Raw genomic sequence first — 14,971 nt, 5'->3', positions numbered from 1 at the left:
CCCCTCCGTGATCATTCTCGTCCACTGCCGCGTGACCAGGACTTCCGCTGGTCAGCGACCGATCAGACGGTCCACATGACGATGCAGCGGAATGACGAGTTCCGCAAATTCACCGCCGTCCGCCCGGCTCAACAGCCTGGTGACCATGAAGAGTTGGGCGATCACCCCGTCAGGCGTGCCGAGCACGTCGGCGAACGTGTCCCACACCCGCCGGGCGACCTCGGGCACCAGCAGCGACTGACAGTACAACCCCGCCGCGTCGTAGCCGGCCGGCGCCAGCCCCCAGCCCTCCCAGTCCAGCAGGGCGAAGTCCGGGCCGTGCAGGTTGTTCCAGTGCAGGTCGCCGTGCGCAGCCCGCCAGTCGGTCACGGTGGGGTCGATCCGGTCGCCGAAGAAGACCCGCAGGCGACGGGTGACGGTCTCCTGATCGGTACTGCGCCGCTCGGTGGGCTGCGCGGACACGGTGTCGAGCGAGGCGCGCAGGGTCTGCCACCAGGCGTCCGGCAGGCCGGGGTCGGCGCGCAGTTCATGGCTGCCGGAGCACGGCCGGCCGGGCACGAAGGTCATCAACTCGGCGCGCAGCCGTAGCCCTTGGCCGTCCCACTCGTGGACGCCCAGCACCTCGGGCCGGACCACGCCGGCGATCAGCCCGGCGTCCTCGTTCCCGCGCCACCACGGCCCCCGGGCCCACTGCGGCCTGGCCCAGACCACCCGCAGCCAGCGCTCCTCCGCCGCGGCCGTGCGCACCCGCGCCCCGATGGTGCGCCCCTGCCAGCCGAGTACCGGCTCACCGGCCGGAGCGACCCCGAAGTGGCCGGCCGCGTCGTCGAGCGCGGCTTGCAGTACCGCGTGGTGGGCGGCTGCGGGATTCATGGGCGGTCTCACTTCCTGCCGTGGATCGGTTCTGACGGATGGTCGAGCTCGGCGCCCTCAACCGGTGAGCGCGCACAAGGCCGGGGTCACGTACGAGCGCCAGACCCACTCGGCCGCCGGCAGCGACTCCCCCTCGATCAGGGCGCGCCCGCTGATCGGCAGGCCGGTGGGCGCCCCGGTGCCGGGCGCGAGGGGGTAGCCGGTCGCCGACACGGTGATGCCCGGGGCGTCGACGGGGAAGAAGGCCGTGATCGGCGCGGTCCCGGACCGCGGCCCACCGGCCACGACGGCCTGGCCCACCGGCCGGTGCAGGAACAGCCCCTGGCTCTCCAGCCGGACGGGCACGCCCGGGCGGATCGGACCGGGGTCGGCCCCCTCCGGCAGGACGAGGAGCACCTGCCCGCCGTCCACGACGTAGCCGGCGGTGACGCGGTACGGAACCCGGACCCCCGCCCCCAGTGCGGCGACGGTCGACGCCAGCAGGGCGGTGACCAGCACGACGCGCAGCCGGGAGCTGCCGGAGGCCCAGCCCTCCCGCAGCGTCCGCCAGACACTGCGGCAGACCAGGGCCAGCACCAGGCCGAGGACTGCGAGATACACCGCGGCCGGCGCGGCGCCGAGGCCCGCGGAGCCCGAGAGCCACCGCTGGAGCGCCAGGCCCACCAGCACGACGGGGAAGGCCATGCAGCCGAGACCGAACGCCACCGCCCAGCGGTACTGGGGCAGTTCGCGCGGGTGGCGGCCCCCGAACAGCCGGTCCGAGACGGCGTGGCGCGCGTCCGTGACGGCCTTGGTCCGCAGGTGGGGCAGGTCGAGGTAGGCCATCAGCGCGAGGTAGCCGTCGAGGCGCACCAGCGGGACGAGGTTGGTCAGCGCCATGACGTAGCAGGACAGCGCGAACATCAGCAGGCCGTCCCGCAGGCCGCCGCCGCGCACGGCGAGCGCGGTCACCGCGGCGGCTCCGCCGATTAGGCAGTGGACGCTGATCCCGGCCAGGGCGACGGCGACGCGTTGGCGGCGCCGGGGCAGCCGCCAGCCGTCCGTGACGTCGCAGAAGAACGCGGGTGACAGGTAGAAGAGCATGAAGCCGAGGCGGTGCGGCCGCCCGCCGAAGTGGGTGAGCACCGCCCCGTGGCCGAGTTCGTGCAGGACGGTCGCGACGAGCATCGCCCCGGCCAGCGCGGCCAGGGTGGGCAGCGCCACCGGCGCGGCCAGGACGCCGGTCACCTCGTGCCGGAGCAGGAGGAGCGCGACGAGGCCGCCGAGCGTCGGCAGCAGGGCCAGCGACCGCCCGACCGGGTTGAGCAGCGGCCGGTACCAGCCCCTGGTCCTGGTCAGCAGTCCGGTCGGGTTGCCCAGCGTGAACTGGACGGTCAGCGGCGGCCGGAAGGCCACCCGGCGGTCCCCGCGGGGGCGGTTCTCACCGGTGTCCAGCAGCCCGGCGGAGGCGAAGCGGGCGAGCAGCTCGTCCACCGTCCGCGCGGTCCAGGCGTCGCCGAGCTCGGCGAGCAGCTCCTGCTGGTCGCGCCGCCCGTCGAGCAGGCCGAGCACCCGGGCGACGTCGCCGCCGACCCTGACCTGCGGACGCTCCCCGACCATGACCACCCAGGGCCCGCCGGCCGCCGCCGGAGGCTGGACGCTGACGTCGGAGGCCAGCGCGGGCCGGGGGGAGGGGGCGCGGACGGACATCCCGGGACTTCCGATCTACGTCGAGCTGCTGGCTGGATGGGGTCGTGGTGGGGCCAGGACAGGCCCTAAATGAGCGGGTGGGCGAGGCCGAAGACCTCTCCGCCCGGGGCGGTGGCCCGGCAACCGGTCCGGGCGGCGGCGGTGCGGATGCGCTCCTCGTGCCAGCCGAAGGTGTGGCGTTCGTCCATGCGCAGCGGCTGGTAGCCGGGGCAGACCACCTTCACCGCGGCCCAGCCCAGTTCCCGGACGGCGGCAGGCAGCCGCTGCGTCAGCGGCACCACGACGGGATCCGCTCCGTCCGCGACCATCCCCGCCACCAGGGCCGAGGTGTCGGGGTCGCGTTCGGGCACCGCCCAGGGGCTGCGCTCGAAGCCGGCCGTCCAGCGCTCCAGCGCGTCGACGGCGGCGGCGCCGGTCCAGAACCAGGCGCGGTCGACGTCGTGGCGCACTACGTCGGGGAGCTCGGCGGGCACGGGCAGCAGGCGGCGCATCCGGGTCAGCAGCTCACGGATCTGGAGCGCCTCCTGCAGGGAGGCGAGGAGCGCGCGCGCTCCGCTGCCGGAGGCCTTGGCGCCGACCGCGCCGAGCTGCCCCTCGGCGCCGCGGTCGACCAGCACGCAGACCACGCAGGTCACCTCCGGAGAGAAGGTGGGGATCCGCGCGAACACCGGTTCCAGGCCCGCCGCCCGGACACCGGCCAGCAGGGTGCGCAGCGCCCGCCACCGCGGATCCGCCGGGGCGGCCGCGAGCACCTCGTCGATGTCCACGGCGGGCAGGGCGAGTTGGGCGGCCCAGGCGGCGATCACCGCGTCCCGTTCGACGATCTCCAGCAGCGCCGCCCGGGTGGCCTGCTCGATCCCCGCCCCCGAGGCGGCACCGGACGGCGACGGGTCGAACAGGCCCGGCCGCCCGGCCGCCTGGTCCGCTGCGTCCGATCCGGTGTAGTCCACCAGGGGCGCGGGCACCAGGACGGCGGAGGAATCGGCGAGCCGGGTGCCCCGGTACCAGTCGAGCTCCGTGTCCAGCGCGCCCCGGTGCGCCAGGGCGGCGCCCGGTTCGGTGAACCGCAGTGCCGGGGCGTCCGGTCGGGCGTGCCGAAGGCCGGTCCGGTCAGGGCCTGCGTCGGCGCCGGTGTCGGTGTCGGTGCCGGTGCCGGTGCCGGGCCGCGGCATCAGCGCGTACCGCTCGACGGCCTCGCCCGCACCGCGCTGGAACGCGCCCCGCCGGGTCACGTCGTACGCGCCGACCAGGTGGAGCGGGTAGTCCTCGACCGTGCGCCCGGTGTCGCCCGGGCCGAGCACGCCGATGTCCACCAGGACGCGCCACAGGAAGCCGTCCGGGGCCTCGGGCGGCAGCACGGTCCAGGTCCGCGCCAGGCCGGTCGCCTCGTCGAGGGTCCGCAGCGGATCGGTCATCGGACGCACTCCAGGAGGACGACTCCGGGCGCGTCGCCCGGTCCGCCGGTGGCCAGCGGGTGCCGGGCGGTGACCCGCAGCCCCGCCGCGTCCAGCTCGTCGCTCAGCTCGGCCGACGAGACGGTGTGGACGCGGCTGACGAAGAGCTCGTTCGCCACGACCTCGCCGGCGCGGACGGTCTGCCGCAGGATGCTGATCGACCGGGTCCCGGCGAGCGGGTCCAGGTGCTCGACCATCAGGTGCAGGGCCTGGTCGGGGCCGTTCTCTCCGGTCAGCAGCCGGATCCGCTCGGTGGGCCGCGCGGCCCGCTCCAGGTGGTCCGTCGCCGAGAGCAGGAACCGGCCGGTCGGGGCCAGGTGCTCCCGCACCCGGGCGAAGAGCCGGGCGCGGGACGGTGCGTCGAGGAGGGTCACCGAGGTGGCCCCGAGGACCACCAGGTCGAAGGAGAGGTCCAGCGAGAAGGACGTCATGTCGCCCTCGACCAGCCGGACTTCGGCACCGGAGCGACGAGCACCGTCCGCCGCCAGGCGCTCGCCGAGGATGCGCAGCATCTCGGGGGCGGAGTCCAGCGCCACCACGTCCTGCCCGAGCGCGCGCAGCGGGAGCGTGAGCCGGCCCGAGCCGCAGGCGAGGTCGAGCACGGGGCCGGCGCAGCCGCGCGCCGCCCGCAGGATCTCCCGCACCTCGCTGTGGTCGTCCCGCGTGATGACGTCGTACAGGCGGGAGCCCTCGGGGCTGTAGATGTCCCGGACAGGCAGGTGTTCCCCGAACACCTCGAGGATCCGGGCCGCCGTACCGGTCGGTTGAACCGCTGTCGTCACTGCTCGTTCCCGCTCTTCCCGGCGCTCTTCGCCGCGCTGCTCGTTCCCGCTCTTCCCGGCGCTCTTCGCCGCGCTGTTCGTTGCGCTGTTCACTGCGCTCTTCGCCGCGCTGTTCACTGCGTTCTTCGTTGCTCGCTGCGCCACCCCCGCGGGACGGCGCAGCGGATGGCCCCGGTCGCCGGCGATGAATCACCGGAGCCACCCGCTTGCGCCCTCAGGTGCTCATCAGGTCACGGCGATTCCGGTCAGAATCCCGCCGATCACCACGACGTTGGTCGCCTTGTCCAGCCAGCTGCCGGGGGCCTCGATGGCCTCCAGCTCCTCGAAACTCAGGTCGAGCTCGACGTTCTTGGTCGTCTCCTGCATGTGTTCCACCTCCTTTCCGTTCCTCTTCAGGGCGTTCGGCCCGCGTGCACGTCCATCAGGTGATGGCGGCCGCACCCAGGCCCAGCACGATCCCGACCTTGACCCCGGCGTACCAGGACCAGGCGTCCGGAGCGTCCATCAGCTCCAGCTCCTCGAAGCGGAGGTTGAGCTCGGCGCCCGGCTGCTCGTTCGTCGCCACGGCGAACTTCTCCATTGCGTTTCACCTCCTTCCAGCTGCTCGGTTGCGGTGGTCGACCCGGCAGGCTCAGGTGATGGCCAGGCCGATGCCGACCAGGGTCGAGCCGACGATGACGCCGTTGAGGAAGTCATCGCCGTTGTCGGGGGCCTCCACCACCTCCAGCTCCTCGAAGCTGAGGTCCAGGCCCTCGTGGTTGTTCTGCACGTTCGTTCACCCCCTTTCCCGGCAGGAATCTTCGCGACGCGGGCGTGGTGCCGCCTGCGCCGCCTTGCCGTCTTCGGGATCTCCCCGCCGTGCGGCTACCGGTCCTTCCGGCGCGCACAGGCGCGGGCGATCAGCCCGAGTTCCGTCACGATCACCACCGCCAGCAGCACTTTGCGGACGAGCGGCGGGCACCCCACGGCGGTCAGCGCCGCCAGGACCACCAGGCCCACGGCCGGGACCAGCAGTGCGGGCAACAGGCGGTTGCCGGTGGCGGGGTTCCTCGTCATGACGTCTCCTTTGGGCGCGTTACCAACAGGCCTGCTCGTACAGTGCTCGGGCGTCGGCGGTGTCGATCCCGGCGAGCATCGGCAGTCGTCCGCCCCAGCTCTCGACCGCTGCGCGCGCGGCCCGGTCCAGGGCCTGCGGCGCGGCGCCCGACACGGCCCGGACGTCCCAGGCGCTCAGCAGGGAGCGGATCCCGGGCACCGGCTCCGCGGGGTGCTCCGGAGCGGCGGCGTGCACCCACGACCAGGCGGTGCGCAGCCGCTCGGGGTGGCCGAACCGCAGGTCGCCGCCCTGGATCCGCTGCCACACGGCGGGCAGCAGGGTCGCCGTCGCCGTCATCTTCCGCACCCCGAGCGCGGTGGAGAGTTCGTTGGCCAGGTACCAGTGCTTGGCGGCGAACGGCGCCCGGCCGACCAGCGCCCAGCCGGTGTGCGTGGCCGCGCTCAACTGGCTCGCGGCCAGCCGGACTTCGGCGTCGTCACGGCCGCCGGCGAGCTCCGTTCCGGTCGCCACCAGGCGTCCGGCGAGACCTGCCGCCTCTCCGTCGGCGTACGCCGGCCCCGACTCGGTGCCGATCGCGCTGCCCAGCACCCGCAGCAGCGCCTCCAGCACGCCCTCCACCACCAGCCGGTGGGGCAGGGTGGCCGTGTTCGCGGAGTCCAGCACCGCGAGGTCCGGCCGCAGCCGGCCACCCGAGACGAGGCGCTTGCCGCGCCCGGTCGTCAGGCACGCCACCGCGCTCACCTCCACGCCGGTCCCCACCGTGGTCGGCAGCAGCACCGTCGCCGGGCTCCCGGCCGGCCGGGCGGCGGAGCTCGCCCCGGGCAGCAGGATCAGCCCGCCGCGTCCGGCCCGCGCCTCCAGCAGCGGCGGCACCCGCGGGTCGGCGACCGCGGCGGAGGCCAGCTTGACCAGGTCGAGCACGCTTCCGCCGCCGAGGCCCACCAGCGCCGTGCAGCGCTCGTCGGCCAGCGTCCGGGCGAACTCCCGTACGGTGTCGGCCCCGGACCATCCGGCGTCCACCGTGAGCACCCGGGCCGCGCCGAGCGCCCGCCCGACCTCCCGGGTCCGCTCCGCCAGTGCCGCGTCGGCGACCAGGACGGTACGGCCGCCCCGCCCGAGCTGGGCGAGGACCGCGGCCGTGGCGCCGTGTCCGACGGTCACGGCGGTCGGGCACGACCACCGTTCCACGGTCAGCACGACAGCACCTCGGCGGCCCGGTCCAGCCCGGCGGCCAGGGCGGTGCCCAGCTCCGCCAGCTCCTGGTCCGTGTAGACGAGGGCGGGTACCAGCTGGACGCAGCTCGGGCCGGGCTGGACCACCGCGCCCGCCCGCCGGACCTCGGTCACCACGCGCGCCACGTCCGCCGCGGAGAGCTCCGCGCCCTGGCGGCCGAGCCGCAGAGCCCGGAAGCATCCGGTCCCGCGCGTCCCGGTGACCAGCGGGTGGCCCTGCAGGCCGACGAGCAGGGTGTCGAGGCCGGCGCTCACCGCCCGGGCGCCCGCGAGGGCGTCCAGCCGCTCCATCTCGGAAATCGTGGCGACGACGGCGGCGCAGGTGGGCGGCGTACCGGCCTGGGTCTCCCCGTGGACCAGCAGCGCGTCGGTGCGCTCGAAGATCTCGCACACCTCGTGCGAGACCACGACGCCGGCCGCCGCGCAGGCGCCGTTCGTCAGGCCCTTGGAGGTGATCAGGACGTCCGGCGCCGGCTCCCAGACCTCCGAGGCGAAGTAGCGGCCGGTGCGGCCGAAGCCGGTGGCGACCTCGTCCGCGACCAACAGGAAGCCGTGTTCCCGGCGCAGCTCCTGGACGGTGGCCAGGAAGGTCTCCGAGAGCGGGAGGACACCCGAGCCGAGCACCGGCTCGACGACGAGCGCCGCGATCCGCGGTCCCTCTCGGCGGAGCAGTGCCGACAGCTCCGCGCCGTCGTCGTCGTGGGCGACGTGGCGGATGAACCGCCGGTCGACGGCGTAGCCGGTCTGTCCCAGGGATTCCCCGGTCAGGCCGTGACTGCCGTAGGTGAGCCCGTGGTAGCTGCCCTTGAGGCCCACCACCACGCGGCGCTCCTCGCCGCGCAGGGCCCAGTACTGCCGGGCGAGCTTCATGGTCGCGTCGTTCGCGGCGCCGCCGGAGGTGGAGAACAGGACCCGCCCGTAGTGCTCGGCCCCGCACACCTGGAGCAGGGCGCGGGCGGCCGTGACACCGGGCTCGTGGCCGAACCGGAACAGCGACAGGTACGAGGCGTCGAGCAGTGCCCGGCCGACGGCCTCGGCCACCGCGCGGTTGCCGTAGCCGAGGTTCACGTTCCACAGGCCGCTGGTCGCGCAGAGCGCCGAACTGCCGTCGGCGTAGTTCACCCGGACCCCCTGCGCACCGACCAGGGTGCGCTCGGGGCGGGCCGATTCCGAAGCGGGGACCAGCAGTTCCCACAGCGGATGGCGTACGGCGTTCATCGCGCGGCTCCGACGGCGGGCACCCACAGGCCGGCCCGTTCCAGCCGGGCCTCGACCTCGGCCGCGGCCTGCCGGGCGACCGGCTCGGCGAGTCCGAGCAGCTCGGCGCCCAGGGCCGCCGCCGCTTCGGCGGAGCCGGTGACCAGCAGCAGTTCGGCGAGCCGGGCCGCGTCGGCCCCCAGCCGGAACCGCCGCCCGGAGCGCGGGTGGTGGAGCAGGTGGTCGGTGTCGTTCCAGAGCAGCAGCGGCGCCTCGTCCGGCTCCCGGTACTCGGCCGGGAGCCCGTCGACCAGTCGGCCGCCGAAGCCGGACACCCGCCAGTCGGCGCCCTCCTGCCGCACGACGCGCAGCGCTTCCAGGGCGTGGACGTACCGGGGGAGCCAGGGGCGCTCGGCCAGTGTGGCGCGGAGGTCCTCCGGGGCCACCACGGCCCGCAGGTCGTCCTCGCCGTCGGCGGACAACCTGCTTGCTGCCAGGATGAGTTCGTCGAAGGAGTCGTCGACCGTCCCGAGTCGCGTGCCGCCGGGCGCGGTACGGACCTCGCCCGATTCGGTCACGTGGATGCGCGGCAGCGACCGGCCGTCGGTCGCGTCGCGGCCGAGCGCGCCCTTGTCCGCGAGCAGGACCGCCGGGTGGACCAGCTGTTCCACGAACGCACCCGTGTCCCGGGCGAGTTCGGCGTCCTCCAGGTAGGTGCGCCAGCCCGCCTCGCCGTCCAGCCGCACGACGGTGAAGCCGACCACCGGGAGGAAGGCGGCGGCGAGGTAGTCCTGCAGCTCGACCGCGTACCGGCCCTCGACCAGCATCTCGTCGCCGGGCTCGACGAACCGCCCGGAGTAGCGGGCGACCGCCGCGCTGCCGGAGTCGCTCTCCAGCCCGTCCTCCGGTGCGATCACCAGGTCGTCGGCCGTGGCGAACCGCAGTACCGCGGCGAGGTGCTCGGCCGACTCGAGGAAGAAGACCCGGCCGGACAGATCAGTCCGGCGGCCGCTCGCCCACTGGGCGAGACCTGCGGCGACCATCCGTGCGCCGGCTCGGACACTCACGTTCCCAACCCCCCGTTCCCGCCGGACAACCGTTCGCCCGGCAGACACGACTCTGTCCGAAGCCGGCCTCCCGGCCCATCCGCCAGCCGGCCACACCTTGACCCCCGCCACCTGGCGGAAGGGCCGCGGCCAGGTGGCTGTCAAGCGTTCGTCAACGCCGGGCTCGGCAAGGAAAACAGCAGGTTAAATCGTGATATACACAGATATAACTACACGTACATGGGGGATACACGTGATTCGGACGGTAGTCGTCGACGACGACGTCCTGACCCGCTGGGGGGTCCAGCACATTCTCGAATCGAGCGGCGACATCCAGGTGTCGGCGGTCTGCGGGGGGATCGAGGCCGAGGAGCTCTGCCTCCGGCACCGACCGGACGTCGTCCTGGTCGACACCAACTCGGCCGGCGACGAGGAATCGAACCTGATCGCCGTGCTCCGCGCCCTGCCCGCACCACCGGCGGTCGCCGCCCTGGCAAGCTCGGTGAACGACAGTCAGATCGCCGCCGCACTGCGCGCCGGGGCCTCCGGGGTCATCCTCAAGGAGAGCGCCGCGGACGAACTCGTCCCCGCCACGAGGCTGCTGGCGAGGGGCGGGAGTCCGCTCTCCGCCCAGGTCGCCGAGATGGTGCTGAAGGGGTACCTGAACGCGGACCTCCGCTCCACCGAGCAGGCCCGGGTCGGCTCGCTGACCGAGCGGGAGCACGAGGTGCTGTCCAAACTGTCTCAGGGGCTCTCGAACAGCGAGATCGCCCGCCTCCTCCACCTCAGCCGGGCCACCGTCAAGGACCACGTGAGCGCGATCCTGGCCAAGCTCGGCACGAACAACCGGGTCCAGGCCGCGGTCCTCGCCAACCGGTCGATGTCCGCCGCGGAGCACACCACGGGCGGCGGCGCCACCCGGCTCTCGGCCTAAAAGCCTGTCCGGCAACCGGCGCCGACCGTAGCCCGGGGCCGGACGGTTTGTGCAAATGGGTCGGGCACTCCGGGAGCCCGTTGCGCACCTACGGCGCTTGCGGGTCTTCGCGCGCCCACTCAGACGGGGGCAATTCCGGCCCGACACCTTCCTGAGTCGCCATCAACTTCCCTGAGTGGCATGCTCGTTTGCTGCCCGCGAGGCAACTCGGGTGACCTCCTCGGCACACCCCGCCGCCCTCCACGCACCATGCGTGGAGGGCGGCGGCACGCGAAGCGCGCGTAGGTCGCACTACCGGCGCGCACGGCGCATGGGCCGGTTGCAGGGGCGCGCGCTGTGCAGAGTCGCACACCGGGTCGATCAGAGCCGGGAAGCAGGTGTGCTCGAAGCGGTGAATGCTTCACAAAGTTGGGTAAATCCCCAACGGACCCGGCGCATTCGTGCTTCTCTGCTGCTGAATCTCCAGCCGGAATCCTTCCTTCCACGGTCGGCCGCGCCCAGGGCCGCACAGCCACGAACAGCCTCGCCATCGCCTAGGCCTACTCGCTGCTGCTCGGCGGGCGCGCACGGAGCTGAAACGCGGAGCCGAGCATGCTCACCACACTGCAGACCTCCTACACGGACACCCGCGCCGGTGACCTGGCCTGGTGCCTCGGCGGCGAACCGCTGCCCGCGCTCGCGGTCCGCGACCTGAGACTCGACAGCGGCCGCCCCGGCACCTCCGGCACCCTCCAGCTGCGGTTGCTGGGCGCCTCGCACCAAGTGGTGGTCTCGGCCGGCCCCGGCGACTGCCTGGAGACCGTCGCCTGCCTGCCCGGCCGCAGCACCCCGCTGCCCGCCCGGGTGGCCAAACAGGTCGGCGGCTGGGAGTACGAGTTCGCCGCCCGGATCGAGGTCCTGCCCCCGCACGACTTCGCGGCCCGCGCCCAGGAACTGCTGGCCCTGGTCGAGGGGCACCCGCGCGGCCTCGCCGGGGTCTTCCCGGGCGACCCGAGCGCCTTCACCGCGCTGGTCACCCAGGGCGGCACGGACCGGCTGCTCTGGCGGACCTGGCACGCCTACCCGCAGGAGGGGCAGCTGGTCTGCACCCGCTCCTCGCTGGTGGTGTCGGGGGCGTGACCGCCCGAAGCCCGGGCGGGAGCACCGATCCGGTCACACGTCACACGTCACACGGCGCGAGCCGACGAATCGTACGCAGGAACGGTTCGTCAATCCGAGGGCCCGCACTGTCCGTCGGATGGGCGCAGCTATCCGTCCCGCACGTCCCCTAGCGTTTGTTCGTGATCAACCATCCGGCCGGTCCGCCCGCACGCCCGCGAGTGGACCTCGACGACGGCACCCCACCCCTGACCGGGCGAAGCCTCATCCCCCTGCCCACCCGCCGTCGGTCCCGGCTGCGATCCCACCCCCGGCTCGCCCGCCTGGCCGTCCTCCTGGCCGCGTTCGTCTGCGCGGCCTGCGGACTCGTCTACGAGCTCGAACTCGTGGCGCTCGGCGACTACCTGCTCGGGGACACCGTCACCCAGACCTCGGTCGTGCTCTCCGTGATGGTCTTCGCGATGGGCCTCGGCTCATTGCTCGCCAAACGGCTCACCAGCCGGCCCGCCACCGCCTTCGCCCTGGTCGAATGCGCCCTCGCGCTCACCGGCGGACTCTCCGTCCTCGCCCTGTACTCCTGCTGGGCCTGGATCGGCCGCTACCAGGCCGCGACGGTCAGCCTCACCTGCCTCATCGGCATCCTGATCGGCGCCGAGATCCCGCTGCTGATGACCCTCATCCAACGGATCCGACGCGAGGACGCCGGCCGCGCCGCCGCCGACCTGTTCGCCGCCGACTACGTGGGGGCACTGATCGGCGGCCTCGCCTTCCCCTTCCTCATCCTCCCCGGCCTCGGGCCCGGCGACGGCGCCCTGCTCACCGGGGCGGTCAACGCCGTCGCCGGAGCCGCCGTGGTGCTCTGGCTCTTCCGCGAGGAACCGGCGCCCCGGATACGACGCCTGCTCTGGCTCGGCTGCGCAGTCGTCCTCACCCTGCTCGCGGCCGCCGCCGTCGGCTCCGACGCGATCGAACGCGCCGCCCGGCACGCCCTCTACGGCGACCAGATCCGCTACGCCACCCGCAGCCGGTACCAGGAGATCGTGCTCACCGGCCCCGCCGAGGGCCCGCTCCGGCTCTACCTCGACGGACGACTCGCGGTCTGCGGACCCGACGAGTACCGGGGCAGCGAGGCACTCGTCCACCCGGCCATGGCCGCCGGGCCGGACACCCGGGTCCTGCTGCTCGGCGGCGGCGACGGCCTCGCCCTGCGGGAGGTGCTCCGGCACCGCGGCGTCCGGTCCGTCCGGCTGGTCGACGCCGACCCGGCCCTCCCCCGGCTCGCCCGCACCGACCCCGGGCTCGCCGACCTCACCGGCCATGCCCTGGACGACCCCCGGGTCAGCACCACCGCGGCCGACCCGATGGCCTGGCTGCGCGGCGCGCCCGACGCCGAGTACGACGTGGTGCTCGCCGACCTGCCCGCCCCCTCGGACGGCGGGCCGGTCAAGTTCCACTCCCAGGAGTTCTACGGCCTCGCGGCCCGGCTGCTCGCCCCCGGCGGCCGGATCGCCGTCCGGGCCGGCGGGGACGAGGGCGGCCTCTGGCAGATCGAGTCCGGCCTCCGCGCGGCGGGCCTGCGGACCACCCCGTACGCCGTCCGGGGCAGCCCCACCGCCACCTGCCGCCCCGGACCCGCGGACGCCACCCAGGACTTCCTGCTCGCCGCCGCCACCCAACCCCCGCTCACCCTCGCCCCCGACGCCCCGCCACCCCACGCCCTCACCCCCGACACCCTCCGCACCTCCACCGCCCACCTCACCGCCCTCCGCCCCGCCCGCCCCCCGGCGCCACTGACCCTGCTGGGGCTGCGCTGAGGACAAGCGAGCCCCGGCCTGCGGCGAAAGGGCCTGTCCACGACGGGAGCAACCGGTTGCGGGCCGTGGCGGGCGGGGCGGGGGAAAGTCGGGTGGCGGTAGGTAGGGACCGGACCGGGCCCAGTCGGTAGGCTCCGTGGCATGGAGCATGAGGTTGTCGTCCCGATGTCCGCAGAGCTGGTGCGGGAGGCCTTGCAGGATCCGGCGCTGCTGGCGCGGAGCGTGCCGGGGCTGAGCACCGAGCCGGCGGCGGTCGGGAGTGGGTCGGCCGAGGAGATCGGTGGGCGGCTGAAGCTGCGGGTCGGCGGCTCCACGATCACCTACAAGGGCGTGCTGTCGCTGATCGAGGGCCGGGAGGGCGTGCTCACCGTGCTCGCCGAGGGTCAGGAGGCCCGGGGCAGCGGCGAGGCGACCGCCACCGTGCGGGTCAGCGTCGTGGACGGCGCCGAGGAGGGCACCGCGGCGATCCGCTTCACCGGCGATCTGAGCGCCACCGGCCGGCTGACCGAGTTCGACGCCGAGACCCTCGATGCCGTCGGCCGCCGTCTGCTGGAGCGCTTCGCCGCCGCGCTCACCTCCCAGGACGCCGAACCGGCGGACGAGGAGGAGGCCGAGGAAGCCGAGGAGGCCGAGGAGGAGACCGGCGAGGAAGCCGGGGAGGAGACCGGGACCCAGGCCGAGGTGGTCTCCATCGAGGACCGCCAGGACCTGCCCGGCGACGACCTGGACGACGACCTCTCCGACCTGATCGCCTTCTCCGACGCCGACGCCGAGCGCTTCGGCCTCCCCACCGGCTCCGCCGACGACCACGAGGACGGCGAGGACGCCGAGGCCGAGGGCGGCGGCCGCACGGACGAGGTCGCCGAGGAGGTGCCCGTCGAGCCGCTGTTCGCCTACGAGGACGAGCCGGAGCTCAGCGGCCCCGTCCGCCGCAGCATCGTCGGCCGCTCGGCCGAGGAGGTGGACCACGCCCCGCCGCGCGGCCGGTACGCCCCGGCGATGCCGGCCCGCAGCGCGCGGGCCCGGGCGGCGTCCCGCTGGGGCGGCGAGGCCGGCGGCATCGTGGTGCCGGGCAGCGGTGGCCGCAGCGCGGTGCCGTGGGTGATCGGCGGCTCGGTGGCACTGCTGGGCGGCGCCGTGGTGCTGGTGAGGGCGCTGCGCCGCCGCTAGGGCCTGTCGAAAGCGCCGCGCGCGGCGGGGCAGGCGGGGGTCCGAGGACAGGCCCTAGACTGAACGCTCATGAGCAACGACCGCGACGCCCTGCTGGCACAGATCAAGGACAAGGCCGTCGTGCACGGCAAGGTCACCCTTTCCTCCGGCAAGGAGGCCGACTACTACGTCGACCTGCGCCGGATCACGCTGGACGGCGAGGCCGCCCCGCTGGTCGGTCGGGTGATGCTGGACGCGACCTCCCACCTGGAGTACGACGCCGTCGGCGGCCTGACCCTCGGTGCCGACCCGGTGGCCACGTCGATGCTGCACGCCGCCGCCGCGCGCGGACGGAAGCTGGACGCCTTCGTGGTCCGCAAGACGGGCAAGGCGCACGGCCTGCAGCGCCGGATCGAGGGCCCGGACGTGAAGGGCCGCCGGGTGCTGGCGGTCGAGGACACCTCCACCACCGGTGGCTCGGTGCTGACCGCCGTCGAGGCGCTGCGCGAGGCGGGCGCCGAGGTGGTCGGCGTCGCGGTGATCGTCGAGCGCGGTGGCGCGGGTGCCGTCGAGGAGCAGGGCCTGGAGTACGTGACCGCGTACGACCTGGACGACCTGGGCCTCTGACCCCGTCGAGCCCGAACGG

16 protein-coding genes are annotated in these 14,971 nt (G+C 74.2%); 5 read left to right on the top strand and 11 right to left on the bottom strand.

What is annotated here, in order from left to right; genetic code table 11:
- Positions 1-51: 51 nt before the first annotated feature.
- The 11 genes from ACIRYZ_RS01395 to mpaB form a co-directional block, all read right to left on the bottom strand.
- On the bottom strand, positions 52-873 hold the full coding sequence (locus ACIRYZ_RS01395; protein ID WP_402938013.1) for an aminoglycoside phosphotransferase: 822 nt from the start codon (positions 871-873) through the stop codon (positions 52-54).
- Between the two features lie 57 nt (positions 874-930).
- Complete coding sequence (gene mpaP, locus ACIRYZ_RS01390; RefSeq protein WP_402938010.1) at positions 931-2,562, bottom strand: daptide biosynthesis intramembrane metalloprotease; 1,632 nt, start codon at positions 2,560-2,562, stop codon at positions 931-933.
- 65 nt (positions 2,563-2,627) lie between these two features.
- A complete protein-coding gene (locus ACIRYZ_RS01385; RefSeq protein ID WP_402938007.1) occupies positions 2,628-3,977 on the bottom strand; it encodes a YcaO-like family protein in 1,350 nt (449 codons plus the stop codon).
- Entirely contained in the window at positions 3,974-4,891 is a 918-nt protein-coding gene (gene mpaM, locus ACIRYZ_RS01380) for a daptide-type RiPP biosynthesis methyltransferase (RefSeq protein ID WP_402938004.1), read from the bottom strand. Before mpaM ends, ACIRYZ_RS01385 begins: the two co-directional genes overlap by 4 nt.
- Before the next feature lie 132 nt (positions 4,892-5,023).
- A complete protein-coding gene (locus ACIRYZ_RS01375; RefSeq protein ID WP_402938002.1) occupies positions 5,024-5,164 on the bottom strand; it encodes a hypothetical protein in 141 nt (46 codons plus the stop codon).
- A 55-nt stretch (positions 5,165-5,219) separates the two neighbouring features.
- Entirely contained in the window at positions 5,220-5,378 is a 159-nt protein-coding gene (locus tag ACIRYZ_RS01370; RefSeq protein ID WP_402937999.1) for a daptide-type RiPP, read from the bottom strand.
- A 51-nt stretch (positions 5,379-5,429) separates the two neighbouring features.
- The gene (locus ACIRYZ_RS01365; protein WP_402937997.1) at positions 5,430-5,567 is read right to left on the bottom strand and encodes a daptide-type RiPP; all 138 of its coding nucleotides are present in this window, start codon (positions 5,565-5,567) and stop codon (positions 5,430-5,432) included.
- Between the two features lie 95 nt (positions 5,568-5,662).
- Positions 5,663-5,854, bottom strand: coding sequence for a hypothetical protein (locus ACIRYZ_RS01360; RefSeq protein ID WP_402937994.1), 192 nt, complete (start codon positions 5,852-5,854; stop codon positions 5,663-5,665).
- A 19-nt stretch (positions 5,855-5,873) separates the two neighbouring features.
- Complete coding sequence (mpaC, locus tag ACIRYZ_RS01355; RefSeq protein ID WP_402937991.1) at positions 5,874-7,052, bottom strand: daptide-type RiPP biosynthesis dehydogenase; 1,179 nt, start codon at positions 7,050-7,052, stop codon at positions 5,874-5,876.
- Positions 7,046-8,305, bottom strand: a complete 1,260-nt coding sequence (gene mpaD, locus ACIRYZ_RS01350; RefSeq protein WP_402937989.1) for a daptide-type RiPP biosynthesis aminotransferase — start codon at positions 8,303-8,305, stop codon at positions 7,046-7,048. The genes mpaC and mpaD overlap by 7 nt, the downstream gene beginning before the upstream one ends.
- Positions 8,302-9,351 (bottom strand): daptide biosynthesis RiPP recognition protein, encoded by a 1,050-nt coding sequence (gene mpaB / locus ACIRYZ_RS01345; RefSeq protein WP_402937986.1) that lies wholly within the window; start codon positions 9,349-9,351, stop codon positions 8,302-8,304. The genes mpaD and mpaB overlap by 4 nt, the downstream gene beginning before the upstream one ends.
- A gap of 232 nt (positions 9,352-9,583) precedes the next feature.
- Between mpaB and ACIRYZ_RS01340 the strand changes: the two genes are divergently transcribed.
- The 5 genes from ACIRYZ_RS01340 to pyrE all read left to right on the top strand — a co-directional run bounded on the left by ACIRYZ_RS01340 (position 9,584) and on the right by pyrE (position 14,952).
- The gene (locus ACIRYZ_RS01340) at positions 9,584-10,264 is read left to right on the top strand and encodes a LuxR C-terminal-related transcriptional regulator (protein WP_402937983.1); all 681 of its coding nucleotides are present in this window, start codon (positions 9,584-9,586) and stop codon (positions 10,262-10,264) included.
- Positions 10,265-10,855: 591 nt separating this feature from the next.
- A complete protein-coding gene (locus ACIRYZ_RS01335) occupies positions 10,856-11,383 on the top strand; it encodes a DUF2617 family protein (protein ID WP_402937980.1) in 528 nt (175 codons plus the stop codon).
- Positions 11,384-11,544: 161 nt separating this feature from the next.
- Positions 11,545-13,176 (top strand): polyamine aminopropyltransferase, encoded by a 1,632-nt coding sequence (locus ACIRYZ_RS01330; RefSeq protein WP_402937977.1) that lies wholly within the window; start codon positions 11,545-11,547, stop codon positions 13,174-13,176.
- Between the two features lie 141 nt (positions 13,177-13,317).
- Positions 13,318-14,346 carry a hypothetical protein gene (locus tag ACIRYZ_RS01325; RefSeq protein WP_402937975.1) on the top strand — a complete coding sequence of 343 codons (1,029 nt, stop codon included), beginning with the start codon at positions 13,318-13,320 and terminating at the stop codon, positions 14,344-14,346.
- 69 nt (positions 14,347-14,415) lie between these two features.
- Positions 14,416-14,952: an orotate phosphoribosyltransferase gene (pyrE, locus tag ACIRYZ_RS01320; RefSeq protein ID WP_393023503.1), complete on the top strand. Its 537-nt coding sequence runs from the start codon at positions 14,416-14,418 to the stop codon at positions 14,950-14,952.
- Positions 14,953-14,971 lie beyond the last annotated feature (19 nt).

Origin of the sequence: Kitasatospora sp. NPDC101155 (genome assembly GCF_044768305.1) — a bacterium.
Lineage (GTDB): Bacteria > Actinomycetota > Actinomycetes > Streptomycetales > Streptomycetaceae > Kitasatospora.
This window is presented reverse-complemented; position numbering and strand designations above follow the sequence as displayed.